This is a genomic window from Amycolatopsis aidingensis (assembly GCF_018885265.1).
GTDB lineage: Bacteria > Actinomycetota > Actinomycetes > Mycobacteriales > Pseudonocardiaceae > Amycolatopsis > Amycolatopsis aidingensis.
Genome location: NZ_CP076538.1, coordinates 5,709,608 through 5,734,426, shown reverse-complemented (window position 1 = coordinate 5,734,426; position 24,819 = coordinate 5,709,608). Strand labels below are relative to the sequence as shown.

Annotated in this window: 22 protein-coding genes; 7 read left to right on the top strand and 15 right to left on the bottom strand. The window is 70.9% G+C overall.

From position 1 onward, the window contains the following. Window positions 1-5: 5 nt before the first annotated feature. The 3 genes from KOI47_RS26055 to KOI47_RS26045 form a co-directional block, all read right to left on the bottom strand. Window positions 6-1,370, bottom strand: coding sequence for a DEAD/DEAH box helicase (locus KOI47_RS26055; RefSeq protein WP_232376261.1), 1,365 nt, complete (start codon window positions 1,368-1,370; stop codon window positions 6-8). A 226-nt stretch (window positions 1,371-1,596) separates the two neighbouring features. Further along, a complete protein-coding gene (locus tag KOI47_RS26050; RefSeq protein WP_216208680.1) occupies window positions 1,597-2,478 on the bottom strand; it encodes a serine protein kinase RIO in 882 nt (293 codons plus the stop codon). Between the two features lie 188 nt (window positions 2,479-2,666). Then, complete coding sequence (locus tag KOI47_RS26045; protein ID WP_232376260.1) at window positions 2,667-5,576, bottom strand: ATP-binding protein; 2,910 nt, start codon at window positions 5,574-5,576, stop codon at window positions 2,667-2,669. A 262-nt stretch (window positions 5,577-5,838) separates the two neighbouring features. Between KOI47_RS26045 and KOI47_RS26040 the strand changes: the two genes are divergently transcribed. Beyond that, window positions 5,839-7,443: a S8 family peptidase gene (locus KOI47_RS26040; RefSeq protein WP_216208675.1), complete on the top strand. Its 1,605-nt coding sequence runs from the start codon at window positions 5,839-5,841 to the stop codon at window positions 7,441-7,443. Window positions 7,444-7,469: 26 nt separating this feature from the next. Continuing rightward, a complete protein-coding gene (locus tag KOI47_RS26035) occupies window positions 7,470-9,332 on the top strand; it encodes a S8 family serine peptidase (RefSeq protein WP_232376259.1) in 1,863 nt (620 codons plus the stop codon). A gap of 153 nt (window positions 9,333-9,485) precedes the next feature. On the opposite strand, the gene yaaA is transcribed toward KOI47_RS26035, so the two are convergent. Together yaaA and KOI47_RS26025 are read right to left on the bottom strand one after the other, a co-directional pair. Continuing rightward, complete coding sequence (gene yaaA, locus KOI47_RS26030) at window positions 9,486-10,316, bottom strand: peroxide stress protein YaaA (protein WP_216208672.1); 831 nt, start codon at window positions 10,314-10,316, stop codon at window positions 9,486-9,488. 28 nt (window positions 10,317-10,344) lie between these two features. Continuing rightward, window positions 10,345-10,698 (bottom strand): VOC family protein, encoded by a 354-nt coding sequence (locus KOI47_RS26025; RefSeq protein WP_216208669.1) that lies wholly within the window; start codon window positions 10,696-10,698, stop codon window positions 10,345-10,347. Between the two features lie 124 nt (window positions 10,699-10,822). On the opposite strand from KOI47_RS26025, the gene KOI47_RS26020 reads away from it, so the two are divergent. Then, window positions 10,823-12,571, top strand: a complete 1,749-nt coding sequence (locus KOI47_RS26020; RefSeq protein WP_216208666.1) for a proline--tRNA ligase — start codon at window positions 10,823-10,825, stop codon at window positions 12,569-12,571. 7 nt (window positions 12,572-12,578) lie between these two features. Here the strand turns inward: KOI47_RS26020 and KOI47_RS26015 are convergent, their stop codons facing one another. Further along, entirely contained in the window at window positions 12,579-13,283 is a 705-nt protein-coding gene (locus KOI47_RS26015) for an HAD family hydrolase (protein WP_232376258.1), read from the bottom strand. A 119-nt stretch (window positions 13,284-13,402) separates the two neighbouring features. Between KOI47_RS26015 and KOI47_RS26010 the strand changes: the two genes are divergently transcribed. Then, window positions 13,403-14,428 (top strand): YhgE/Pip domain-containing protein, encoded by a 1,026-nt coding sequence (locus tag KOI47_RS26010; protein ID WP_216208663.1) that lies wholly within the window; start codon window positions 13,403-13,405, stop codon window positions 14,426-14,428. On the opposite strand, the gene KOI47_RS26005 is transcribed toward KOI47_RS26010, so the two are convergent. Both KOI47_RS26005 and KOI47_RS26000 read right to left on the bottom strand, forming a co-directional pair. Next, a complete protein-coding gene (locus KOI47_RS26005) occupies window positions 14,366-14,776 on the bottom strand; it encodes a secondary thiamine-phosphate synthase enzyme YjbQ (RefSeq protein WP_216208661.1) in 411 nt (136 codons plus the stop codon). The two genes, KOI47_RS26010 and KOI47_RS26005, sit on opposite strands and share 63 nt — an antisense overlap. Window positions 14,777-14,803: 27 nt before the next feature. Then, on the bottom strand, window positions 14,804-15,676 hold the full coding sequence (locus KOI47_RS26000; protein WP_232376257.1) for a CPBP family intramembrane glutamic endopeptidase: 873 nt from the start codon (window positions 15,674-15,676) through the stop codon (window positions 14,804-14,806). 47 nt (window positions 15,677-15,723) lie between these two features. Here KOI47_RS26000 and KOI47_RS25995 point away from each other — a divergent pair, with 47 nt between their 5' ends. After that, window positions 15,724-16,422 (top strand): TetR/AcrR family transcriptional regulator, encoded by a 699-nt coding sequence (locus KOI47_RS25995; RefSeq protein ID WP_216208658.1) that lies wholly within the window; start codon window positions 15,724-15,726, stop codon window positions 16,420-16,422. Here the strand turns inward: KOI47_RS25995 and KOI47_RS25990 are convergent. Next, window positions 16,354-17,028, bottom strand: a complete 675-nt coding sequence (locus KOI47_RS25990; RefSeq protein WP_216208655.1) for a winged helix-turn-helix transcriptional regulator — start codon at window positions 17,026-17,028, stop codon at window positions 16,354-16,356. The genes KOI47_RS25995 and KOI47_RS25990 overlap by 69 nt on opposite strands. A gap of 52 nt (window positions 17,029-17,080) precedes the next feature. Here KOI47_RS25990 and KOI47_RS25985 point away from each other — a divergent pair, with 52 nt between their 5' ends. Then, a complete protein-coding gene (locus tag KOI47_RS25985; protein ID WP_216208653.1) occupies window positions 17,081-17,500 on the top strand; it encodes a DUF1761 domain-containing protein in 420 nt (139 codons plus the stop codon). Between the two features lie 221 nt (window positions 17,501-17,721). Here KOI47_RS25985 and KOI47_RS25980 read toward each other — a convergent pair whose 3' ends face one another. The 3 genes from KOI47_RS25980 to KOI47_RS25970 all read right to left on the bottom strand — a co-directional run bounded on the left by KOI47_RS25980 (window position 17,722) and on the right by KOI47_RS25970 (window position 20,927). Next, a complete protein-coding gene (locus tag KOI47_RS25980) occupies window positions 17,722-18,366 on the bottom strand; it encodes a response regulator transcription factor (protein ID WP_216208650.1) in 645 nt (214 codons plus the stop codon). Window positions 18,367-18,376: 10 nt separating this feature from the next. Next, entirely contained in the window at window positions 18,377-19,660 is a 1,284-nt protein-coding gene (locus tag KOI47_RS25975; protein WP_232376256.1) for a sensor histidine kinase, read from the bottom strand. Between the two features lie 61 nt (window positions 19,661-19,721). Then, a complete protein-coding gene (locus KOI47_RS25970) occupies window positions 19,722-20,927 on the bottom strand; it encodes an MFS transporter (protein WP_216208647.1) in 1,206 nt (401 codons plus the stop codon). Window positions 20,928-20,992: 65 nt separating this feature from the next. Here KOI47_RS25970 and KOI47_RS25965 point away from each other — a divergent pair, with 65 nt between their 5' ends. Then, a complete protein-coding gene (locus KOI47_RS25965; RefSeq protein WP_216217559.1) occupies window positions 20,993-21,373 on the top strand; it encodes a MerR family transcriptional regulator in 381 nt (126 codons plus the stop codon). Window positions 21,374-21,389: 16 nt separating this feature from the next. Here the strand turns inward: KOI47_RS25965 and KOI47_RS25960 are convergent, their stop codons facing one another. From KOI47_RS25960 to KOI47_RS25950, 3 genes are read right to left on the bottom strand one after another with little or no spacing between them, the layout of a single operon-like run. Then, the gene (locus tag KOI47_RS25960) at window positions 21,390-23,414 is read right to left on the bottom strand and encodes an NADPH-dependent 2,4-dienoyl-CoA reductase (RefSeq protein WP_216208644.1); all 2,025 of its coding nucleotides are present in this window, start codon (window positions 23,412-23,414) and stop codon (window positions 21,390-21,392) included. 39 nt (window positions 23,415-23,453) lie between these two features. Then, entirely contained in the window at window positions 23,454-23,672 is a 219-nt protein-coding gene (locus KOI47_RS25955; RefSeq protein ID WP_216208642.1) for a hypothetical protein, read from the bottom strand. 9 nt (window positions 23,673-23,681) lie between these two features. After that, window positions 23,682-24,809 carry a fatty acid desaturase family protein gene (locus KOI47_RS25950; RefSeq protein ID WP_216208639.1) on the bottom strand — a complete coding sequence of 376 codons (1,128 nt, stop codon included), beginning with the start codon at window positions 24,807-24,809 and terminating at the stop codon, window positions 23,682-23,684. Window positions 24,810-24,819 lie beyond the last annotated feature (10 nt).

The following is a 24,819-nucleotide window of genomic DNA, read 5'->3' as shown; positions in this document are numbered from 1 at the left end:
GCGGGTTACGACCCCTCGGTGCTGGCGGCACGTCGCCGGGCCGGGCCCCGCCCGCCGCGCGGCGCGGGCTTGCGCCGCGGCCGGAAGCCGGGGCGCCCCTTGTCCTGCGTCCCACGCCGGCCACCGAAGCCGTGCTGGCCCTGCTGGCGCGGCTTGGGCCGCTGCGGGGGCTGCTCCACCACGGGCTCGCCGCTCGGCGTGCGGGCGCCGGTGATCCGGGCCAGTTCGGCGTCGCCGGGCCGCACGGTGGCGTGCGCAGGCTTCACCCCGGCCCGCTCGGTCAACCGGCGCATGGGCCGCCGCTGGTCGTGCGTGATGAGGGTGACCACGGTGCCGGAGGCGCCTGCCCGCGCGGTGCGCCCGGCCCGGTGCAGGTAGTCCTTGTGGTCGGCTGGCGGGTCGACGTGCAGCACCAGGCTCACGTCGTCCACGTGGATGCCGCGGGCCGCCACGTCGGTGGCGACCAGCACCGGGGTGCTGCCGTCCTTGAAGGCGGCCAGCACCCGGTTGCGCTGGCCCTGGGTCTTGCCGCCGTGCAGCGCCGCCGCGGCCACCCCGCTGGCCCGCAGCTTCGTGGTGAGCCGGTCCACGTGGTGCTTGGTACGCACGAACATGATCGTGCGGCCCTGCCGGGCACCGATCTCGGTGACCACGGCCTGCTTGTCCTGATGGCTGACCTGCAGCAGATGGTGCTCCATGGTGGTGACGCTGGCGGTGACCGGAGCCACCGAGTGCGTCACCGGGGCGGTCAGGTACATCCGCACCAGCTTCGCCACGTCCCCGTCCAGGGTCGCGGAGAACAGCAACCGCTGCCCGTCGCGCGGGGTGAGGTCGAGAATCTCCCGCACCTGCGGCAGGAAGCCCATATCGGCCATCTGGTCGGCCTCGTCCAGCGCGACGAAGTCGGTGTCGTCCAGCGAGCAGGTGCCCTGCCGCACGTGGTCGGACAGCCTGCCGGGGGTGGCGATCAGCAGGTCGACGCCCTTGTTCAGGGCATCGGTCTGGCGCGGGAAGGACATCCCGCCAACGGCGGTGCGGCACCACAGCCCCAGCGCCTTGGCCAGCGGGGTCAGCGCGTCGGCCACCTGCATGGCCAGCTCCCTGGTGGGCACCAGGACCAGCGCGCGCGGCCGGTTCGGGCGGGCCTTGCCGCCGTCCAGCCTGGCCAGCAGGGCCAGGCCGAAGGCAAGGGTCTTGCCGGAGCCGGTCTGCGCCCGGCCCAGCACATCCCGCCCGGCCAGCGCGTCCGGCAGGGTCGCGGCCTGGATCGGGAACGGGGCGGTCATCCCGCTTTTGCGCAGCGTGCGCAGCAGCGGTTCCGGCAGGTTCAGCTCGGCGAAGGAGGTGATCGGGGTAGTAGTCGAATCCACGGTGACGGTCACAAATGCCTCTCGGACGTGGCACGTCGCAAGGAGGCCCGGCTGCCCGCGCGCAGGCAGGGCGAACTGGTGGTGCAGTGGGCGTTCACAGGGACGAACCCGGCGCGTGATGTCCTTGGTACCACGCGCCGTTGCTGGGTGTGTGGGGCACCGCGTGCCGATCGGTCGGCGATGGCCACGCGACTGCGTGCCGATTGCGGTGTGTGACCACTGTACCTCACGGCAACCCTGCCGCCGCGCGCAGGTCCGCCAGCAGCAGGCCGGGGTCGGCGAGATCGGCAGGCAGGCCCCGGGCCGCGAACCAGTTCGTCACGTTCCGCACATCGCGTTCCAGGAAGGCTGGGCCGTTCGGGTTCATCGCCAGGTCGACCACCTGCGGCAGGTCGATCAGCATGATCTGCCCGTCCCGTACCAGGATGTTGTAGGCGGAGAGATCCCCGTGGCAGTGCCCGATGCTGGCCAGCAGCTCCAGCGCCATCGTGGTCTGCCGCCACAGCTCATGCAGTTCCGCCCGCGCCGGCCGCAGCTCGGCCAGCCGGGGCGCCGCGATGCCGTCGGCGGTTCCGACGAACTCCAGCAGCAGTTCGGTGCCGTCGCGCTGCACCGGGTAGGGCACCGGCGCACCGGCCTGCCACAGCGTGCTCAACGCCGCGAACTCGGCGACGGCCCACTGCTCGGCGATCAGGTTGCGGCCGAAGGCGCTGCGGTTGCGGATCGCCCTGGTTTCCCGGGAACGGCGCATCCGCCTGCCCTCCAGGTAGCCGGTGTCCCGGTGGAACAGCCGGTGCTCCGCGGCGCGGTAGCGTTTGGCGGCCAGCAGGCAGTCCTTCGACCCGTCCGGCAGGCCGCGCCGGAGCAGATGGACCTCGGCCTCCTTGCCGGTTTTCAGCACGCCGAGCTCGGTGTCCACGGCGGCGAGCTCGGTCACCACCCAGTCGGGCGTTGGCAGCGGACCCTGCTGCCCATCGGCCCAGGTGGACCAGCGGTCGGCACCGCCGGGTAGTTCGGTCTCGGTGTAGGCGTCCGCGCGCAGCCTGGCGAGTCGTTGCCGTTCGGCCTCGGTGAGCCTGCCACTGCGGGACGGTTCTGGCTGGTGCATGGGTGGGTTGTCCTCCTCGGCGGGGCCCCACCGGGTGCACTCAGCGCGGCGGGGCGGATGAGCGGGCGAAGGTGACGCCCGGCACGGCGATCGACATCGGGCTCCTCCTTCCACTCCACCGGCGTGCCAGCCGGTTCCACCTGGACGCGCCCACTCTGCTGCCCGGGGCCGAGAAGGGCAACCGAATTTCAGCGGTGCTGCTGTAGCTCGGCCCGCGATGAGACCTTGAGCTTGCGCAGCACGCTGGAGACGTGCTGCTCCACCGTCCGCCGGGACAGGAACAGCACCTCGGCGATCTCCCGGTTGGTGCGGCCGTCGGTGAGCAGGCGGGCGACGTCGCGCTCCCTGGGGGACAGCTCGTCCCCGTAGCCCCGCCTGCCCCGCCGGGAGGGCTGGGTCGCCCCCTTCGCCCGCAGCAGGTGCCTGCAGCGGGCGGCGTCCCGGGTGGCGCCGAGGGTGTCGAAGGTCTCGGCGAGCCGCGCGAACTCCTCGGTGTCCTGCCGCGCGCCAAGGTCGAGCCTGCAGGCGGCCAGCCGTTCGGCGGCGAGCGCGGCGAGGTAGGGCGCGGGCAGCGCGGCGTAGCGGGCCCTTGCGGCCGCGAACAACTCGGCGGCCTCGGCCTGCGCGCCCCGGTCGGCGGCCAGGATCCCGCGGCACAGTGCCAGCCCGGCCTGCACGATCGGCGCGTCGAGCTCGGCGGAGGCCGTCGCGGCGGCGAGCTCCTCGGTCAGCGCCCGTGCCCGTGCGGGCTCACCGGCGTGACAGCAGGCGTCCACGGCGGCGGGCAGCAGCTCGCCGGACCAGGCCCAGACCGCCTTGCGGCGCAGCACCCGCAAGGCCCGGTCCACTTCGGCCAGCGCGGCGGCATGCTCCTCCCGCGCGATGAGCATGGTGATCATGCCGGCGTGCGCGGCGAGTACCACCGGGGTGAAGGCGTTCTCCGGGTGCTCGATCCCGGTCTCGGCGAAATGCTGCGCCGCCCGGTCCCACTCGCCCTTGGCGGCCGCGAGGGAACCGAGGACAAGGCGCAGCTCGCTGGCCACCGGCAGGATCTCCCGGTACTCCTCCAGCAGTCGCTCGGCCCGGTCGGCCAGCCCCGGCCAGCGGCCGGTGAGCAGGTCCACATGCGCCTGGGTGGACCGCGCGGTGCTGACCACGAACGGGGAGCCGCAGTCGGCGGCCAGCCGCATCCCGCGCCGCAGGTAGTGGCCTGCCTGCTCGTGGTACCCGATCCAGGAGCAGGCGTCGGCGAGGTTGCAGTACACCCTGGCCAGCTGGCTCTGTTCCTCGGTGCTCTCCACCTCGGCAGGCAGCTGCCGGACCTGTTCCCATGCGGTGGCGTCGCCGGTCATCAGCCGGGAGCTGACCGTGTTGGCGCGCAGGCCGGTCACCATGGTCCGGTCCGCAGACTGCTCGGCGATCTGGTCCACTTCGGCCAGCCACGGCAGATGCTCGGCCAGCGGGGTGGTGCCGACGTAGGGCTGCGCCAGCACGGCCATCGCCCTGGCCCGCAGGGCAGGGAGCTCACGCAGCTCGGCGGCGGCCAGCGCCAGCTCCACCCTGGCCGCTTCCAGCGAGTCGGCCTGCCGGATCAGCAGCAGGCCGAGACTCAGCCGCACCTCGCCGCGGACCGGATGGGAGAGCCGCTCGTCGCCGAGCAACTTCTCCAGCGCCGCGGACACCTCGTGCTGGGCCAGCCCGGCGAAGGCAACCTGGCTGAACTTGTGCGCCAGCCGGTCGGCGTCGGCCGGGGTGAGCGTCGGCTCGGCCAGCAGCACCCGCAGGGTGGCGGTCGCGGTGGTGGCGTCGCCGGCACCGGTGGCCTGGTCCGCGGCCGCCTCGGCGTGCCGCAGCCAGTCGGCGCGGCGGCCCGCCTTGCGGGCGTGCTCGGCCAGCTGCAGCAGCGGGGCGGGCTCGACGGAGCCCAGCGCGTCGACGGCCCGCTGGTGCAGGTGTACCCGCTCCGGTGCGGCCAGGGTGCGGTAGACGGCCTGCTGGGCAAGGGTGTGCCGGAAGCCGTACTCGAACTCGCCGACCTCGAGCAGCACGTTCGCTACCCGCGCGTCGGCCAGCGCGGCGCGCAGCCGGTGTTCGGGGACCCCGGCCACCTCGGCGATCAGCTCGCCCCCGGCAGGGGATCCGAGCACGGCGGCGGCCTGGATGAGCCTGCGGGTCACCAGCGGGAGGCAGCCGAGGCGTTCCAGCATCGCCTCCCGTAACAGGCTCGGCACCTCGACGGCGTCCAGCAGCTTCTGCGCGGTCGCGCTGTCGGCCCGCACCGCGCCCTGCGGGTCGCGCAGGGCGCCGAGCGTCTCCTCGACCACGAACGGGAGGCCCGCGGTGCGCTCGTGCAGCTTGCCCGCGAACGCCGGGGTGACCTCGGCCTCGGTCAGGATGGCCGAGGCGAGCCTGCGGACCCCGTCCACGTCCAGCGGGCGCAGGCGCACCGTGGTGCTGGTGCCCTCGCCGCAAGGGCGGTGCGCGGTGCCGAGCGGGATGCCTCCGGGGGCCTCCTCGCGCCGGTAGGTGAGCAGCAGGCGCAGGCTGCGTGGCTGGTCGCCGAGCAGGAAACGCAGCAGCTGGCGGGAGCCGTCGTCGGCCCAGTGCAGGTCCTCCAGCACCAGCAGGGTGTCGCCGAGCGCGCCGAGCAGCTCCCGGACGGCGCGGAACAGCCGGTGCCGCTCGGCGCGGCCGTCCATCAGCCGCTCCGGCGGACCGGGCAGCACCTCGGAAAGCTCGGGCAGGTACGGACGCAGCGATCCGGCGACCGGGCTGAGCGTGGCCGGGTCGACGGCCTCGGTGCCAGCCTTGCGCAGGGCGTCCAGCACCGCGCCGTAGGGGAACGGTTCGCGCAGCTGCTGGCAGTGCCCGACCAGTGGGCGGAACACGGCCAGCTCCGGCTGGGCCAGCAGCTCACCGACCAGGCGGGTCTTGCCGACACCTGCCTCGCCCTCCACGAAGGCGACCGAGGCGGGGCCGGGCAGCACCGACAGCAGGGTGTGCAGCTCCGCGGATCTGTCCACCAGCACCGGAGAGCTGGTGCGTGCCGGAACGTGGGCAACCGTGCTGCTTTCGTCCGCCCGGATGGCGTAGGTCATTGCCGCTCCCAAGGCTCGCAACGCTGCGGTTCACCCGAACCGGTGTGGCCGGATGATCAAACGAGTCTAAGTGGGCTGCCCGCGATCCGACAGTCATTGCGCAGGTCGAAGCGTTACGGCCGGGCAAAAGATACGTAGTGGTACGTATCGCAGCCTCGGTTGTTCACCCGATGGTGACGCTCAAAAGTGGGATCCCACGTGGCCGTCAGTGATTCATCCCTGACCCCTGCGGACGGCCGCGCCGGATGAAACGGAGTACCTGATGCGTGAACACCATCGGTCCCGACTGCGGATCGCATGCGGGAGCGTCGTCGCCGGGGCCACCGCCCTCGCGGCCATGACCGCGGCAGGCGGTGCCGCGGCCGAGCCTGCCGGCGAGATCCTCGGCGCCGAGGCGCCGAACGCGATCGACGGCAGCTACATCGTGGTCCTGAAGGACGGCGAGGTCTCCACCCAGGCCGTCGAAGCCACCGCGGAGCGGCTCGCCGGGAAGTACCAGGGTGCCCTCGACCGGACCTACGGCACGGTGCTGCGCGGCTTCTCGGCGAAGATGTCCGAGCGGGACGCCCTGCGGCTGGCCGCCGACCCCGATGTCGCCTATGTCGAGCAGAACGCCTACGCCTACGCCAGCGGTACCCAGGACAACCCGGAGTGGGGCCTGGACCGGCTGGACCAGGAGAACCTGCCGGGAGACGACTCCTACACCTACCCGGACAGCGCGGGCAGCGGCGTCACCGCCTACGTCCTGGACACCGGGGTGCGGATCAGCCACAACGAGTTCGGCAACCGGGCCAGCAACGGCTACGACTTCGTGGACAACGACCCGGTGGCCAACGACTGCAACGGGCACGGCACGCATGTGGCGGGCACCATCGGCGGCAGCACCTACGGGGTGGCCAAGCAGGTCGACATCGTCGGCGTGCGGGTACTCGGCTGCGACGGCCGTGGTTCGTACGCGGGCATCATCGACGCGCTGGACTGGGTGGCCGACAACGCCAGCGGCCCTTCGATCGGCAACATGAGCCTTGGCGGTGGCGCCAGCAGTTCGGTGGACAACGCCGTGCGTGGCGTGATCGACGCGGGCGTGCAGATGGCGGTGGCCGCGGGCAACTCGGGTGAGGACGCCTGCAACTCCTCGCCCGCGCGGACCGAGGAAGCGATCACCGTGGGTGCCTCCAACCAGGACGACGAGCGCTCCACCTGGCCGGAGATCCCCGGCGCGGAGTCCAACTACGGCAGCTGCCTTGACATCTTCGCCCCTGGCAGTGACATCAAGTCCGCCTGGTACACCGGTGACAGCGCCACCAACACGATCAACGGCACCTCGATGGCGACCCCGCACGTGGCCGGTGCCGCGGCCCTGCACCTCGCGGAGAACCCCTCGGCGAGCCCGCAGCAGGTGCGGGACGCGCTGGTGGACAACGCCCTGTCCGGCGTCCTGAGCGACGTCGGGTTCGGCTCGCCGAACGAGCTGCTGAACATCAGCTACCTGAATGACGGTGGCGGCGACCCCGACCCGACCTGTGACGGCGGCACCAATGGTGACGACGTGTCCATTCCGGACAACGGTGACGCGGTGACCAGCACGCTGGAGGTGACCGGCTGCGAGGGCAACGGCACCACCGGCACCCAGGTCGCGGTGGCGATCAAGCACACCTACGTCGGTGACCTGCGGATCGACCTGATCGGCCCGAGCGGCACCGCCTACAACCTGAAGCAGCCCGGCTGGGACAGCTCGGACGATGTGAACGAGACCTACCGGGTGGACACCTCGTCCGAGACGAAGAACGGCACCTGGCAGCTGCGGGTGCAGGACACCTACTCCTACGACACCGGGCACATCGACAGCTTCGGCATCCAGTTCTGATCGTGCCCCGGCCGGAGAGGAATGAGATGAGAGTCGAGAGAAGAACCTCGAGACGCGGGCTGCTGCGCGCGACCGGGGTCGCCGGTGCCGCCTTCGCGATGGCCATCGGTGCGGCGGGCCCGGTGGCAGCCGAGCCCGCAGGCGGCGAGATCGTGCAGGCCGACCAGCACGTCAAGGGCAGCTACATCGTGGTGCTGAAGGACGGCGTGCAGGCCACCTCCAGCCCGGAGGCGATCGAGCAGGCCGCGGCCTCGCTGGCGCAGCGCTACGGCGGTGCGCTGAACGACACCTACACCGCGACCATCCAGGGCTTCTCGGTGCGGCAGCTGTCGCAGGGTGAGGCCAAGCGGCTGGCGGCGGACCCCGCGGTACGCACGGTGTACGAGGACGGAACCACCCGGATCGCGGACACCCAGCCGAATCCGCCGTCCTGGGGGCAGGACAGGGTGGACCAGCGTGAGTCCACACTGGACGATTCGTACACCTACAACAACACGGCATCGGACATCACCGCGTACGTGATCGACACCGGGATCGCGCCGTCCAACCCGGAGTGGGAAGGCCGGGCGAGCTACGGCTACGACTTCGTGGACGACGACTCCGAGGCGCAGGACTGCAACGGGCACGGCAGCCATGTGGCGGGCACCATCGGCGGCAAGACCTACGGCCTTGCCAAGAAGGTGGACATCGTCGCGGTGCGCTCGCTCGGTTGCGGTGGCAGCGCTCCGGACTCGGCCACGGTCAGCTCGATGGAGTGGGTGGCGCAGAACGGCACCACTCCCGCCGTGGTGAACATGAGCCTCGGCATGGACACCACCGGTGTCGGTGACGAGCAGGTCAAGGCGCTTGTGGACAAGGGTTTCGTGGTGGCGGTGGCCGCGGGCAACAGCGGCGCGGACGCCTGCGACTACAGCCCGGCCAGGGTGCCCGAGGCGCTCACCGTCGGTTCGACCAACCAGGGTGACGGCCGGTCGAGCTTCTCCAACTACGGCAGTTGCCTCGACCTGTTCGCCCCGGGCGGCAGCATCGTGTCCACCGGTATCGACGGTGGGTCCAGCACGATGAGCGGCACCTCGATGGCCAGCCCGCATGTGGCCGGTGCCGCCGCTCTGTACCTGCAGACCGACAAGTCGGCGACCCCGGCGAAGGTCGCGCAGGAGATCACCGGCAATGCCACCTCCGGCGCGGTCGGCAACCCGGGCAGCGGTTCCCCGAACAAGCTGCTGTACACCGGATTCATCGGCGGGGGCGGCGATCCCGACCCGGAGCCCGGTGAGTTCGGCGTCTCGGTGTCCCCGTCCTCGGTGAGCGTCGAGGCAGGGGGGTATGCGTCGGCAACGGTGTCCACCACCGCGGGTGAGCAGGGCCCGGAGGACATCGAGCTGTCGGCGAGCGGGCTGCCCTCGGGGGCCGAAGCGGTGTTCCAGCCTTCGTCGCTGACAACGGGTGACAAGGCGAAGGTCACGCTGGACACCGCCTCCTCGACCCCCGAGGGCAGCTACCAGGTGACCATCACCGGCACCGGGTCCTCCGGGTCGAACAGCGCCACGGTGACCCTCACCGTTGGCGATGGCACCCAGCCCCCGGACGGAGATGTCGAGGTCAGCCTCTCGCCCTCCTCGGGCAGCGTGCAGCAGGGCTTCCTGGCCCAGACCCAGGTGAGCGCCTCCGGCGGCAGCGGGAACCTGACCCTGTCGGCGGACGCCCCCTCCGGGGTCAGCGTGCAGTTCCACCCCGGCACGATCAGCAACGGCGGTAGCGCCACCGCGTGGATCTGGACCAACTTCCAGACCCCGCCCGGTACGCACGAGATCACCGTCACGGCCACCGACGCCGACGGCGCCACCGGATCGGCCACCTACACCCTGACCGTGACCCGCTTCGGCTGACCCCCGGCAGCCGCGAGCGGATCCTCCGGAACGACGGGCCCCTGCCACCCTGCTCCAGTGGCAGGGGCCCCGTCGTGTTTGCCGCCCACGCGCACGCGTTTGCCGTTCCCGCGCACGCGTTGGCCGCCCACGCGCGCGAGTTTGCTCTCCACGTCACCGTGTTGGCCGTCTAGGTAACCGTGTTGGCCATGGGGAGCAAACCCGGTTACGGGAACGGCAAACACGCCGGTTGACCTGCGAGTCAGGGTCGGCGGTCAGCTCGAGCTCGTGCTCGCCCACCCGGTCGATCGGGAGTCCGGCCTTGGCCACCGCGCGGACGAGTGAGTCCACGGTGGACGGTTCACGCGGAAGGGTCGCCAGCACCCTGGCCAGCCTGCCCTTGTATGCCTTGTTGTGGTGGCTGACGGTCGTGCGCCTGCCCTGGGCGTCCGTGCTGACCACCCGGACCGTCACGGCGCCGGGGACCCTGGCCAGCGCGGCGTACGGCCCGGACCGCAGATCCACCACCAGGCCCGGTTCCGCCGCCAGCACCGGCTCCAACACCGGGCGCCAGAACCCGCCGAGCGGACCCACGGCGGGCAGGGCGCTGCCGCCGGAGAGCCGGTAGGCCGGGATCCGGTCGGTACCGCGCAGCACCCCGAACAACGCCGAGGCGACCGCCAGCCGCCTGCCCGCCTTCGCCAGCTCGGCCCTGCGCAGGCCGGGCACGTCCAGCGCGTCGTAGAGCACGCCGGTGTAGCGCCGCAGCGCGGGCAGGGTCGGCGCGGACCATAACTCGGCGTTGCGGGTCACCTCGTCCCGCTGCCGTTCGGACAGTTTGAGCGCACGCAGGCTAGCCGGTACGTCGGTGGCCAGATCGACCAGCGCGTCGGCCAGCTTGGCACGTACCGGGTTCAGCGCCGAAAAGGACAGCGCGTCCAAGTCCAGCGGTGGACCGTCCCCACCGGGCGCCTTGGTCTCCGAGGGCGGCAACAGGACCAGCACCCCGGCAGGGTAACCGCAGGTGGCACGCTCAGCCGTGCGCGGGGCCGACGCAGAACACATTGCCCTCCGGGTCGGCGAGCACCGTCCAGCTGAAGTCGGCGATGGTGTGTTCCTCCAGTTCGGTGGCGCCGAGCCCGACCAGCCGGGTGACCTCGGCCCGCCGGTCCTCGGCACCGAAGTCGAGATGGACCCGGTTCTTCCCGGCGCGCGGTTCGGGAACCCGCTGGATCCCGATCGCGGGCCCGCCACCCGGACCAGGGGCGAGGATCAGGAACTCGCCGTAGTCCTGGTCGATCTCGCCGCCCAGCGCCTTCGTCCAGAACTCGGCCAGCAGCCGGGGATCGGTGGAGTCGATGGTGACCATGCCGAGTGTCAGTGTCATGCGCCGCACGCTAGCGCCGGGGTACGACAGTCTCCGGCCGCGCATAACCCGCATGCGCCGGGCACAGGCAGTTGACTACGCTTTCCGGAACGTCTACGTCGGGTTCGCCCCTAGGAGCGCACACGTGATCACCAGGATGTCGTCGCTGTTCCTCCGCACGCTGCGGGAGGATCCGGCCGACGCGGAAGTTCCCAGCCACCGGCTGCTGGTCAGGGCGGGCTACGTCCGCAGGGTCGCGCCCGGCGGGTACTCCTGGCTGCCGCTGGGCCTGCGGGTGCTGCGCAACATCGAGGCGGTGGTGCGCGAGGAGATGGCCGCCATCGGCTCGCAGGAGATCCAGTTCCCGGCCCTGCTGCCGAAGGAGCCCTACGAGACGAGCGGCCGATGGACCGAGTACGGCCCGAACGTGTTCCGGCTGAAGGACCGCAAGGGCGCCGACTACATGCTCGGACCCACCCACGAGGAGCTGTTCACCCTCACGGTGAAGGGGGAGTACAGCTCCTACAAGGACTACCCGGTCATGCTGTACCAGATCCAGACCAAGTACCGGGACGAGGCACGGCCCCGCGCGGGCATCCTGCGCAGCCGCGAGTTCGTGATGAAGGACTCCTACTCCTTTGACCTCGACGACGAGGGCCTGCAGCGGTCCTACCAGCTGCACCGGGACGCCTACATCCGGATCTTCGACCGGCTCGGCCTCGATTACGTTGTGGTGCAGGCGACCTCGGGCGCGATGGGCGGCTCCGCCTCGGAGGAGTTCCTCGCCGTGGCGCCGACCGGTGAGGACACCTACGTCCGCAGCGACCGCTCCGGCTACGCCGCCAACGTGGAGGCCGTCACCACCCCGGCCCCGCCCGAGCAGCCGCTGGAAGGCAGGCCCGAGGCGCAGGTGCACCACACGCCGAACACGCCGACCATCGAGACCCTGGTCGACTTCCTGAACGACGCCGACCTGGGTCGCACCTTCACCGCCGCGGACACCCTGAAGAACGTGCTGGTGAAAACCCGGCAGCCGGGCGAGAAGCAGTGGCAGCTGCTCGGCATCGGTGTGCCCGGTGACCGCGAGGTGGATCTCAAGCGGGTGGAGGCCGCCCTCGAACCCGCCGAGGTCAGCCTGCTGGAGGAGGCCGATTTCGCGGCCAACCCCTTCCTGGTCAAGGGCTACATCGGTCCGGGCGCGCTGGCCGCCAACGGGGTCCGCTACCTGGTCGACCCGCGAGTCGTGCGCGGTACCGCCTGGGTGACCGGTGCGGACAAGGTGGACCACCACGTGGTGGACCTGCTGTGCGGGCGGGACTTCACCCCGGACGGCACGATCGAGGCCGCCGAGGTGCGCGAGGGCGACCCCTCCCCGGATGGCGAGGGCGTGCTGGTGGCCGCCCGCGGGATCGAGATCGGGCACGTCTTCCAGCTCGGCCGCAAGTACAGCGACGCCTTCGAGCTGGACGCGCTCGGCGCCGACTCGAAGCCGATCCGGATCACCATGGGCAGTTACGGCATCGGCGTCTCCCGGCTGGTCGCCGCGATCGCCGAGCAGCACCATGACGAGCTGGGCCTGGTCTGGCCGCGTGCGGTCGCGCCCGCGGATGTGCACGTGGTCATCGCGGGCAAGGACGAGGCGGTGGCCGATGGCGGCGAGCGGATCGCAGCCGAGCTGTCCGAGCGTGGTGTCCGGGTGCTGCTGGACGACCGCAAGGTCACCCCTGGGGTGAAGTTCGCCGACGCCGAGCTGGTGGGCGTGCCGACGATCCTGGTGGTCGGCAGGGGCCTGGCGAACGGCGTGGTCGAGGTCAAGGACCGCGCCACCGGCGAGCGCACGGAGGTCCCGGTGGCGGAGGCCGTCGAGCACCTCCACACTCTGCTCAGTTCCTGACCTCTGCTCAGCGGGTGACCGCGGCGAGCACGGCGGCGGTGTCGCTGAGGTCGGCGAACACCGCGTGCGCTCCGGCGTCCCACAGCTCCCGCTCGCCGTGGCTGCCGGTGGCCACGCCGATCCCGATCGCGCCGTGCCGCAGCGCGGCGTCGATGTCGTGCGGTGTGTCCCCGACGACCACCACCGACTCCGGGCCGAAGGCCCTGGCGTGCTTGGCCGAGGCACGGGACACGGCGTGCGCCACCAGCTCCGGCCTGCTCGCCGAGAGGTAGCCGTAACCGCCGACGTCGAACTCGATGTGCTCGTGCAGGCCGAACGCGGCGAGCTTGTGCCGGGCGACCTCGGGGAGGTTGCCGGTGACCAGGCTCTGCACGATGGTGCCCTGAGCGGCCATCGTGTCCAGCGCGGCCGCGGCGCCGGGTAGCGCGTGCCCGTACTCGGCCAGCGTGGGCTGCGCCTCGGTGGACAGCGCCACCAGCTTGCCCCAGATCTGCTGCAGCACCTCATCGGAGGCCTCGATGCCGTGCTGGGTGAGCAGTTCGGTGGTGATCGCCCGTTCGGTCCGGCCGGGGAAGGACGGCATCTCACGTAGCGTCACACCCACTACATCGGACAGTGCTCGGGTGTACCACTGGCCACCCAGTCCGCGCAGGTCGACGAGGGTCAGGTCGATGTCCCACAGCACCAGCCGGTGCTCATCAGCCACGTTCACGCCGTCGACCGTACCGGCACTGGTCCATACCGCTCATTTTCAACGCTCGTTGACTTCGGTGGCCACCGCGGGCTAGCCTGCGACCAATAATTCAACGTATGAAGAAATAGGAGTCCATCATGTCGACGTCGACAACACGGCGGCCGTGGACACTGGTCGCGCTGACGTCCGTACTCGGTGCGGGCGTCGCGGTGGTGCTGGGATTTCTCACCTTCGGCGCACAGGCCACGGCGAGTCCGGACGAGGTGCCGGTCGCCGTCACCGCGCCGCAGCCGCTACGGCCGGTCGCCGAGCGGGTGGCTGGCCAGGGGGGTGACCTGCTGGACTGGCGGGTCGAGACGCCAGCGGGCGGCCGGGAAGCCCTGGGGGACAAGGAGGTCTACGGCGTGCTGGAGCTGTTGCCTGGGCCGGACGGGCCGGTGGCGGAGGTGGTCGTCTCCGGCGCGGTGAACCCCTCCGGCACCCAGCTCGCGCGGCAGGCGCTCAGCGGGGTGGCGCAGGGAATGACCGGCGCCCCGGCGCGGGTCGAGACGATCCATCCGGCAGGCCAGGCCGGGCGGACCGCTCCGCTGGCGGTCAGCGCGCTGAGCTGGGTCGGCTGCCTGGCCGCCGGTGGGGCGCTGACCGTGCTGGCCGGCCGTGCCGGGGCCCGTCCCGGCGCGGGCGCCAGGCTGGCGCAGCTGGTCGGCACCGGGGTGCTGGTGACCGCCGTCTCGGCCGGGTTCCTGCGGCTGTGGGACTCCTCGCTGCCGCTGGGCTGGGACGTGCTGGGCTTCCTGTTGCTGGCCGCGACCGGTTTCGCCGCGGTGCAACTGGGGTTGCTGCGGTTGCTCGGCCTGCGCGCGATGGCCGTGCTCGGGCCGCTGTACCTGGTCGCGCCCGCGGTCGCGGGCCAGGTGCCGGAGCTGCTGAACCCGGCCTACCGTGCTCTGCTGTGGTCATGGACGCCCTTCCGGTTCTCCACCGAGGGGCTGCGCAGCCTGCTGATGAGCACCCCGGATGCGCCGGACGTCGGCACCGGCGTCTGGGTTCTCGGCGGCATGCTGGTGGCCGGGCTGGTCGTGCTGCTGTGGCCGGGTGGTTCAGCCCGCGAGCAGGCTGAACCGCACGCGCCGGACCGGGTTGTCCAGGTTGGTGTCCACTAGGCAGATCGACTGCCAGGTGCCCAGCGCCAGTACCCCGCCGAGTACCGGCACGGTCGCGTACGGCGGCACCAGTGCGGGCAGGACGTGGTCCCTTCCGTGGCCCCGGCTGCCGTGCTGGTGCCGCCAGCGGTCATCCCTCGGCAACAGTTCGTCCAGCGCGGTGAGCAGGTCCTCGTCGCTGCCCGCGCCGGTTTCCAGGATCGCAAGGCCGGCCGTGGCATGCGGTACCCACACGTGCAGCAGCCCGTCCCCGGCCGAGCTCTCGCCGAGGAACCGCTCGGCCTCCTTGGTCAGGTCGTGCACCACGGCGCTGCCACCGGTGCGTACCTCGATCTCGGTGGAGTACATGCCACCACCGTAACCAGTGGTGCCTGGTCACAGCATGGACAGTAGGACAGGCAGGGCGTTGACGGCACCGTGGACGGTGACGATCGGCCACATCAGGCGGTACCTGCTCCAGAGATAGCCGAGAAACAGCCCGAGGACACCCTGGTTGACGAAGGTCGACGCCAGATCGACGGGCAGGTCACCGGTGCCCTGAATGCCGACGTGCCAGCAGGCCCAGAGCAGGGAGGCGAGCACGATCGCAGGCCACCGGCCGAGCACGGCCTCCCACCTGGATTGCAGCCAGCGGCGGTAGAAGACCTCCTCGAGCAGGCTGTTGGCGAGGAAACCGGCGATGACGGCGAGGATGAGCGTGGTCGGGGCGACGGTCGTCGCGAACTCGCTGGGCGGTACTGCCCACGGGCTCGCGTAGCTGAGAACGATCCATGCGGCCACGGGTATCGCGGGTGCCCAGCGCCGCCATACGTCCGGTTCCGCGGCCGCCGGGCGCCATGCGGTTCCCCTGCGCCGCAGGATCCAGAACATCGTCGCGGGAACGCCGAGCAGCAGTAACGCCTTCAGTATGGTGTGGGCAGGCTCGCCGCCACCGGCCAGCCGCAGCGTCACCGCGAAGAGCAGGGCCGACGCCAGCAGGACACCCGCTTCCAGCCGAGGTCGGCGCTCGGGCGACCTTGTGCCTGCGGCGGGCGACGGCACCAGGCGTACCAGCGCGACCCCGACAAGCGCGGGAATCCAGCGGAACCACATCGGGACGGTCCTGTCGTGGTCCGCCGAGTACCGGACACCGGTGTCACCGGTCAGCGCGAACCACGCCGCCGATCCGGCGATCAGCAACAGTCCGAGGACGAGTACGACCATCCCTGCGATACGGGTGTGTGCCACCGGCAGGATCTTATTTCGCACGCTTGTACTGTACAGGGATACCGTACAAGTGTGCTATAACGTGGGATATGCCGAAGCTCGTCGACCACGACCAGCGGCGCGCGGAGCTCGCCCGCGTGGTCTGGGAGGTCATCAGCCGGGACGGCATCGAGGGGGTGACCGTTCGTAAGATCGCCGAGCGGGCGGGCGTGTCGGTCGGCGGGCTGCGGCACTACTTCGACAGCCAGCGCGGGCTGCTCCTCTTCGCCGCGAAGGCGATGATCGACAAGGTCACCGGCCGCATCGCCGAGCATCTCCGCGGCGACCTGCCCGGCCGTGATCGTGCCCGGCTGATCCTCGAGGAGCTGCTGCCACTGGACGCGGACCGGCGGGTGGACGTGGACGTGTGGCTGGCCTGCCTGATGCGCTCGCGCTCCGACGAGTCACTGGCCGAACTGCGCGCGCTGGGGCTGCCCGGCGAGCGGCATATCTGCCGGCTCGCGGTGGCGTACCTCTGTGCGCAGCGGCCCCCGGAGCACATCGGGGACCAGTTGCCGGACGCTCGGCTCGAACGGCAGGTCGTGCGCCTGCACACGTTCGTCGACGGGCTGGCGCTGCAGGTGGCGATGTACCCGCAGGAGTTTTCGGTCGGGGAGGTCCGGCGGCTGCTGGACGAGGAAATGGCCACACTTCTTCCCGGCGGCGCTTCTCCGTGGTCGTCAGTCGCCGATGGTCGGCGGAGTCGCATTCGCACGAACAGGGGCGAATGCGGATCGGAGGACGTCTGAGTCACCCCGGAACTCGCCCGCGGCGACGGCCTGCTCGATGCTGATCGCTCCAGCGGCTAGGGCGACGACCACGTCGGGAGCGGCAGTGAATACCGAGGTCGGAACCCGATCGGGTACGAATGCGCTCGGGCCGTCTTCGCCGAGCGCTAGGGCCATGAGGAAGCCGTCCGTCTCGATGCCGAGCTCGACGGGAGGCGAGGCGGTCGCGCCTCGGAGCAGGGCGGGCAGCGCGACGACCAGCCAGCGCGGCTGGAACGAATCCTGGCCGCGTCCGGTCGCGAGCAGTGGTGCTCCCCAGCGGCCGAGCGCTTCCATGGGCTCCCGCAGCCCCGTTCCCCACGGGGTGAGGGCGTAGGCGACGCCCGCGTCTTCCAGGCGGCGCTCGACGATCCCGTTCGCCTCCATGGTCCGCAACCGCTCGGCAAGGAGGTTCGTCGCGATGCCCTTGAGCGAGGCCTTCAGCTCGGTGTACCGCATCGGGCCTGGGAGGAGTTCGCGCACGATGAGGAGGGTCCAGCGCTCGCCCACGACGTCCAGGGAGCGTGCGAGGGCGCAGAACTGCCCGTAGGTCCTGGGGCCCTTCGACTGCCGGTTGACTTTATCCATCGTGGTTGATTATATCAACTTAAGTTGGACGTCGAGAAGGAATGGGGCTCCCGTGGAGCTGAGTATCAGTTGGTTGGCCGTCTTGGTCGCGATCGTGGTCGGGATGGCGATCGCGTGGATCTGGTACAGCGATTGGGGCCTGGTCGGCGGCACCTGGCGGAAGCTGACCGGGGTGACCAAGGAGGACTCCGTGCGCGGCGGCAAGGGTCCGTTCGTGGTCCTGGCGGCGTCGATCGTCGTCACCGCGCTGGCTCTCGCGGCCGCCAGTTCCATCGCGTCGGGTTTCTTCGGCACCGACTCCTTCTGGGTCGCCCTGGCGGTCGGACTGGTGGCGTGGCTCGGCTTCTCGCTGTCGACCCTGGCGCAGCACAACGGTTTCGAGCAGAAGCCTTGGCGGCTCACTGTGATCAACGGCGCCTATCAGCTCGTGCTGTTCCTGGGCATGGCGGTCCCGATCGGGTTGCTGCGGTAGCAGCGCCCGATCGCGCACGTCGCGGCGGAAAGAGGGTCGTGACCGACAATGGCACGTGCTACCGCGCCGACGCCTTCACCCGAGCGCTGCTCGGGGCGAAGAAACCGACGATCAGCAGCAGTTGCCCTCCGTGGACTGCCGGACAGGCTCTATCCCCGGCCGAGCACCCGGCGCGAGCAGCGGCAGCATCGACCGGCGCATCCGTCTCCCTGACCCTCGCATCAGGAGTCAAGGTAGCGCAGCACGGCAAGCACCCTGCGGTTGTCGGCCTCCGATGGTGGCAGCCCGAGCTTGCCGAACAGGCTGGTGACGTACTTCTCCACCGAGCCGGGGGAGAGGTACAGGGTGCCCGCGATCGCCGCGTTCGACCGGCCCTCGGCCATCAGCGCCAGCACCTCGCGCTCGCGGTCGGTCAGTTCGGCGAGCGCGTCGGTGCGCCGGGTGGAACCGAGCAACTGGCTGACCACCTCTGGGTCCAGCACGGTCTCGCCCGCCGCGACCCTGCGCAACGCGTCCAGGAAGTCGGAAACCTCGGCCACCCGGTCCTTGAGCAGGTAGCCGACGCCGCCGCCCCGGTCGGCGAGCAGTTCCGCGGCGTAGGTGGTCTCGATGTACTGGGAGAACAGCAGTATCGCGGTGCCGGGATGATCCGCCCGTAGCGCGATGGCCGCCCGCAGCCCCTCGTCGGTGTGCGTCGGCGGCATCCGGATGTCCACAACAGACACATCGGGTCGATGCTCGTCGACGGCGGCACGCAGGCCGCCGCCGTCCCGTACCGCGGCGACCACCTCGTGCCCGCGCAGGGTCAGCAACTCGACCAGTCCTTCGCGCAGCACCGCCGAGTCCTCGGCCACCACAACCCGCACCACAGCCCCCTTATCTCCGCACCGGCAACTCGACCCGGACCACCGTCGGCCCGCCCCGTGGGCTGAACACCGTCAACCGGCCGTCCACCGTCCCAGCACGTTCACGCAGGCCGGCCAGCCCACCGCCCCGGCGTACGGAAGCCCCGCCCTCGCCGTAGTCGGTGACCTTGAGCAGCAGGGTATCGTCGTCCGACCGTACCTCGATGTCCACGGTGGACGCGCTGGAGTGCTTGGTGGCGTTGGCCAGCAGCTCGGCCGCGCTGAAGTACACAATGGTCTCGACGGCTGGCGGCGGGCGCCGGGGCAGGCTCACCCGCACCCGTACGGTGAGCGCGCTGTGCGCGGCCAGAGTGGACAGCGCGACGTGCAGCCCGGCATCCAGCCCGGCGGGCCGGATCCCCCTGGCGAGGTCACGAAGCTCTGACAGTGCCTGTTTGGCCCCGCCATGGGCCGCCGACACCAGGCCGCGTACCTGTTCGAGGTCCACCTGCTCGGTGGCCAGCTCGTCCTTGGCCACGCCCAGCTTCATCGCCAGCGCCGCCAGCCGCGCCTGCGCGCCGTCGTGCAGGTCCCGCTCGATCCTGCGCAGCGTGTCGGTGGCGTCCTCCACCGCGCTCGCCCGGCTCTGCTCCAGGTCGCGAATGCGCTCGGACAGCGTGGCCGCGCCGAGCAGCCCGCGCACCAGTAACCGGTCCACGCCGGTGATCCCGTGCAGCAGCCAGGGCAGCACCAGCAGCACCAGGGCCCCGAGTACGCCGTACCCCAGCGAGAGACCCCAGGAATCGGCGTAGATGTCGTAGACCGGCATCCGCTTCCCGTCCAGGGGGAACCACCAGATCGGATAGGTGAACGCCGCGGCGCCGAACACCAGCCCCAGCACCAGGAGTACCAGTTCGCCTACCGCCAGCGGCAGCCGGAGCAGCAGGAACGCCACCGCCCGCCAGCTGGAGGGTTCCGCCAGCCGTGCCTTGACCCAGTTGCCGAGCCCCGGCTCCATCGGCCGCAGCGGCGGTGCCGGAACACGCAGCCCCAGCAGCCGCCCGGCCAGCGCACGGTGCGTCCCACCGAAGCGGCGCGCCAGGTACAGCGAGCTGGCTACCAGCAGCAGGCCGACGAACGCGACAGCGAGCAGGGCGCCAGCCGCCAGCCCGGTCAGCACGAGCAGCACGCAGGGGATGGCCAGCGGCACACCCAGGACTACCCAGCTCAGCTCGCCCCAGGTCCGGCGGCGGACCGGGCCCAGCAGGAACTCCCGCAGCAGTGTGCGGGCAGGTGGAAGGGCGGTGGTGCTCACCGGTTCAGCTTGCCCGCCGATCCCACCCGCCGCCCATCCGGCTAGCCGGAACCAGCCAGCGTCAGCTACGCCGCGCCGGGAACCCGTGTGCCCGCGCGGCCGTCACCACGTACAGCACCGGCACGAGCAACACCAGCACGCTCCACGGGAACGAGGCGGGGCCGAGCGCGCCGAGCAGGATTCCGCCGACAATCCCACCGCCCGCCATGGCCGCGTTCCACAGGGTGACCAGCATGGCCAGCGCGGTGTCCGCGGCCTCGCCCCCGGCATCCCCCACGGCCGTCTGCAGCAGGGTGGGGACGCCTCCCCAGCCGAGTCCCCAGAGCACCACGGCGAGGTAGACCAGCGCGGGTTCCGTGGCCCGCAGCGCCAGCACCGTGGCGGCCCCCGCGACCAGCAGCGTCCCGGCGATGCTGAGCGTCCGCAGCCGACGGTCGATCTGCGACCCCACGATCCAGATGCTGACCACCGAGGACACGCCGAACACCAGCAGCACCGTATCGACGGCGGAGCCCATGTGGAGCCGGTGCAGGAAGGAGGCGATGTAGGTGTACAGAATGGTGTGGGCCAGCACGAAGAGCACGGTGACCAGCAGTACCGGTGCCACCCCTGCGATGCCGAGCGTGCGCAGCAGCTGGACCCGGATTCCCCGCCGCTGCCCCGGAAAGTCCGGGACCGCGGCGATGGTCCATGCCAGCAGCGCGGCGGCGAGCACGGACATCACCGCGAAGGTGACCCGCCAGCCGAGCGCGGCACCGAGGAAGGTTCCGGCAGGCACGCCGAGGGACAGCGCGAGCGGGATGCCTGCCATCACGATCGCGATCGCCCTGCCCCGCAGGTGCGGGGGAGCCATCCGGCGGGCGTAGCCTGCCAGCAGTGCCCACACCACACCGGCGGCCACGCCACCGGCGAACCGGCCGACCATGGTCAGGGCGAAGGAGGTGGACACCGCGGTCGCCGTGTTGGCCACCGCGAATCCCGTCACCCCGGTCAGCAGCAAGCGCTTGCGCCGCCAGCCTGCGGTGACCGTGGACAGCGGGATCGCCGCGACCGCCGTGCCGATGGCGTAGATCGTCACCGACTGGCCCATCGCGGACTCGCCGACCCCGAGGTCGGCGCTCATCGCGGGCAGCACCCCGGCGGGCAACGCCTCGGTCAGTACCGTGATGAACGCGGCCGTGGCGAGTGCCAGCAAGGCGGCCACCGGAAGTCGGCCGGTGCGCGTTCCGGTGGAGGAATCGCCTGGTTGAGCGTTGTTGGTTCGCATGAACGGTATGCTCGAACCATCACACCGATGTGAAGGTCAACCTGGGCTGGGGTGAGGTCGGACATATGCGGATCGGTGAGTTGTCGGAGCGCACCGGCACGTCCCGCAGGATGCTGCGGTACTACGAGGAGCACGGCCTGATCGTGGCGGAGCGGTGCCAGAACGGCTATCGCGACTATCCCGAGTCCACCGTGGACCGGGTGGCGCAGGTCCGCGGCCTGCTCGACGCCGGGCTGCCGACCCGGATCATCAAGCAGATCCTGCCCTGTCTCGACACGCCGAGGACGATCTACTTCCCGGACGCGACCCCGGAGATGCTCGCGGTCCTCGAGCAGGAGCGGGACCGGATGACCGACCGTATCCGCTGCCTCACCCGCAACCGGGACGCCATCGTGGAGTACCTCGATGTGGTGTGCCGTACGCGGAGCCAGGCAGCCACCTGCTAACAGCTCCTGGCCTGGGCTAGAGGGTCGCCGCCAGCCTGGTGGCCTGGTCGATGGCCCGCTTGGCGTCCAGTTCGGCGGCCACGTCGGCGCCCCCGATGAGGTGGGTGGGCACCCCGGACTCGCGCAACCCGCCCGCCAGCTCGCGCAGCGGTTCCTGGCCGGCGCAGACCACCACGTTGTCCACCGCGAGCACTCGCTCGGTGTCCTTGCCGACCGCCAGGTGCAGCCCCTCGTCGTCGATCCGCCGGTAGGCGGCGCCGGTGATCATCTCCACCTGCTTGGCCTTCAGCGTGCTGCGGTGCACCCAGCCGGAGGTCTTGCCCAGCCCCGCGCCCATCTTGCTGGTCTTGCGCTGCAGCAGGTACACCTCGCGGGGCGAGGGGGCAACCTGGCGGCTCAGGCCCTCGACACCACCCCGGGCCCGCGTGGGGTCGCCGACGCCCCACTCGGCCCGCCACGCCCGCACGTCCAGCGCCGGGCTGGCGGTGTGGGTGAGGAACTCGCACACGTCGAAGCCGATCCCGCCCGCCCCGAGCACGGCCACCCTGCGGCCCACCTCCGCACCGCCGAGGACATCCACATAGGACAGCACGCTCGGATGGTTGATCCCCGGTATCGCGGGTACCCGGGGGCTGACCCCGGTGGCCAGCAGTACCTCGTCGTATCCCTCGCGCAGGTCCTCGGCGCGGGCGCGGGTGTTCAGCCGCAGCCGCACCTCGAGCAGCTCCAACTGCCGGGAGAAGTACCGGATGGTCTCGTGGAACTCCTCCTTGCCGGGGATCCGCTTGGCCAGGTTGAACTGCCCGCCGATCTCGGCTGCCGACTCGAACACGGTGACCCGGTGCCCGCGCCGCGCCAGGGTGGTGGCAGCGGCCAGCCCCGCCGGTCCCGCGCCAACCACGGCGATACTGCGCGGCCGGTCCGCGGGCCGGATCACCAGCTCGGTCTCGTGCGCGGCCCGCGGGTTGACCAGGCAGGTCGCGGTCTTGTGCCGGAACACGTGGTCCAGGCAGGCCTGGTTGCAGGCGATGCAGGTGTTGATCTCCTCGGTACGGCCCCGCTCGCTCTTGGCCACCCAGTCCGGATCCGCCAGCAGCGGCCGCGCCAGCGACACCAGGTCGGCCTCGCCGCGCTCCAGCACCCCCTCGGCGACCTCCGGCATGTTGATCCGGTTCGAGGCGATCACCGGGATGTCCAGATGCGGCCGCAGCCTGCCGGTCAGGTCGGTGAAGCCCGCCCTCGGCACCGAGGTGACGATGGTCGGCACCCGCGCCTCATGCCAGCCGATCCCGCTGTTGATCAGCGTGGCGCCCGCCTGCTGGACGGCTTGCGCCAGCTCCACCACCTCGTCCCAGCTCTGCCCGCCCGGTACCAGGTCGAGCAGGGACAGCCGGTAGCAGATGACGAAGTCCGGCCCGACCGCGGCGCGCATCCGGCGCACGATCTCCACCGGCAGCCGCATCCTGGCCTGCCAGGAACCGCCCCAGGAGTCCCGGCGCCGGTTGGTCCGCTCGGCGAGGAACTGGTTGATGAGGTACCCCTCGGACCCCATCACCTCCACCCCGTCGTAGCCGGCCTCGCGGGCCAGCGCGGCGCAGCGCACGAAGGCGTCGATCGTCCTGCGTACCCCGCGATCACTGAGCGCCCGTGGCCGGAAGGGGGTGATCGGCGACTTCACCGCGGAGGCCGACACGCTCAGCGGGTGGTAGGCGTACCGGCCGGCGTGCAGGATCTGGAGCGCGATCTTGCCGCCCTCCGCGTGCACCGCCGAGGTGATCCCACGGTGCGCGGTGGCCTGGGAGCGGGTGGTGAGCGAGGCCGCGAAGGGCAGCAGCCAGCCCTCCCGGTTCGGCGCGTACCCGCCGGTGATCGCGAGGGCGACCCCGCCACGGGCGCGTTCGGCGAAGTAGGCGGCGAGCCGGTCGACGTCCTTGGCCCGGTCCTCGAGGCCGGTGTGCATGGACCCCATCACCACCCGGTTACGCAGGGTGGTGCAACCGAGGTCCAGCGGCTCCAGCAGCTTCGGGTACGCGCGCGTCACCCCGCCAGCCTAACCTACTCGCAAGTAGGTATCACTCGGTCAACTGCGATCCTCGTCGTGGCGGGGCTGGTCGTGGTCCGCGTCGGCACGCCGCGCGGCCTCGCGCATCTCGATCAGGTCGGTGAGCCAGTCACCGGTCTCCCGTGCCACATCCCGGACCGCGCCGGTGATGATGGTCGCGATATTGCCGATATGCGTCGCCGCCGACTCGGTGAGCTCCTGCACCGTGTCCTTACCGGTCTCGAACCGACCTACCATGATCCGTCCCTACGCAGCCGTGAGTTCCCGTTCCCGCTTCACGGTAGCGGGCTCCGGCTCCGGGCTCGGCTCGGAGCGGCCACCAGGGAGTGCGAGCTTGACGATCTTCTTCGCCACCGAGGCGAGCTGCTTGCGCAGTGGGCCGGCGTGGTACGGCAGGCCGTACTTCGCGCAGATGGCCCGGACCTCGCCCGCGATCTCCGGGTAGCGGCGGGCCGGGATGTCCGGGAACAGGTGGTGCTCGATCTGGTGCGAGAGGTTGCCGGACAGGATGTGGAACAGCTTGCCGCCTTCGATGTTCGCCGAGCCGAGGATCTGCCGCAGGTACCACTGGCCACGGGTCTCGTTCTCGGTCTCCTCCTCGGTGAAGCTCTCCACATCGGCTGGGAAGTGCCCGCAGAAGATGATCGCGAACGCCCACAGGTTCCTGGTCAGGTTCGCGGTCGCGTTGCCGAGGAAGGTCAGCGGCGCCAGCGGCCCGGTCAGCGCCGGGAACAGCAGGTAGTCCTTGCCGAGCTGCCTGCCGGCCTTGCGCAGGATCCTGGCCCGCACCTCCTTCAGCTCCGACACCTTGCGCTCACCCTTGAGTACCTTCTCCACCTCGAGGTCGTGCAGCATCACACCCCACTGGAAGAAGATCGCCAGCAAGGTCGCGTACACCGGGTTGCCGAGGTAGTACGGGTGCCATTTCTGGCCCTCATCCATGCGCAGGATGCCGTAACCGATGTCCCGGTCCTTGTCCAGCACGTTGGTGTAGGTGTGGTGCACGTAGTTGTGCGAGTGCCGCCAGTTCTCCGCAGGGGCCAGCGTGTCCCACTCGAAGCGCTGCGAGCTCAGTTCCGGGATGCGGGTCCAGTCGTACTGACCGTGCATCACGTTGTGCCCGATCTCCATGTTGTCCAGGATCTTGGACAGCGACAGCGCGCCGACCCCCGCGATCCAGGCAGGCGGGAAGAACCCGGCGAACAGCAGCCCGCGGCCGACGACCTCGAGGGCGCGTTGCGTCCGGATCAGGTTCTGGATGTAGTCGACATCCTCCTTGCCGAGATCGGCGACGATCCGCTGGCGCAGCTCGTCCATCTCCCGGCCGAAGGCCTCCACCTGCTCGGGCGTGAGTCGATCCTGCAGTCCGGTCATTGGTCACCCC

Bases quoted from the DNA above. Each gene is read 5' to 3' on its own strand.
- KOI47_RS26050 (WP_216208680.1), bottom strand. From the start codon at position 2,478: ATGCACCAGCCAGAACCGTCCCGCAGTGGCAGGCTCACCGAGGCCGAA.
- KOI47_RS26045 (WP_232376260.1), bottom strand. From the start codon at position 5,576: ATGACCTACGCCATCCGGGCGGACGAAAGCAGCACGGTTGCCCACGTT.
- KOI47_RS26040 (WP_216208675.1), top strand. From the start codon at position 5,839: ATGCGTGAACACCATCGGTCCCGACTGCGGATCGCATGCGGGAGCGTC.
- KOI47_RS26035 (WP_232376259.1), top strand. From the start codon at position 7,470: ATGAGAGTCGAGAGAAGAACCTCGAGACGCGGGCTGCTGCGCGCGACC.
- KOI47_RS26025 (WP_216208669.1), bottom strand. From the start codon at position 10,698: ATGACACTGACACTCGGCATGGTCACCATCGACTCCACCGATCCCCGG.
- KOI47_RS26010 (WP_216208663.1), top strand. From the start codon at position 13,403: ATGTCGACGTCGACAACACGGCGGCCGTGGACACTGGTCGCGCTGACG.
- KOI47_RS26005 (WP_216208661.1), bottom strand. From the start codon at position 14,776: ATGTACTCCACCGAGATCGAGGTACGCACCGGTGGCAGCGCCGTGGTG.
- KOI47_RS25995 (WP_216208658.1), top strand. From the start codon at position 15,724: ATGCCGAAGCTCGTCGACCACGACCAGCGGCGCGCGGAGCTCGCCCGC.
- KOI47_RS25990 (WP_216208655.1), bottom strand. From the start codon at position 17,028: ATGGATAAAGTCAACCGGCAGTCGAAGGGCCCCAGGACCTACGGGCAG.
- KOI47_RS25970 (WP_216208647.1), bottom strand. From the start codon at position 20,927: ATGCGAACCAACAACGCTCAACCAGGCGATTCCTCCACCGGAACGCGC.
- KOI47_RS25965 (WP_216217559.1), top strand. From the start codon at position 20,993: ATGCGGATCGGTGAGTTGTCGGAGCGCACCGGCACGTCCCGCAGGATG.
- KOI47_RS25955 (WP_216208642.1), bottom strand. From the start codon at position 23,672: ATGGTAGGTCGGTTCGAGACCGGTAAGGACACGGTGCAGGAGCTCACC.
- KOI47_RS25950 (WP_216208639.1), bottom strand. From the start codon at position 24,809: ATGACCGGACTGCAGGATCGACTCACGCCCGAGCAGGTGGAGGCCTTC.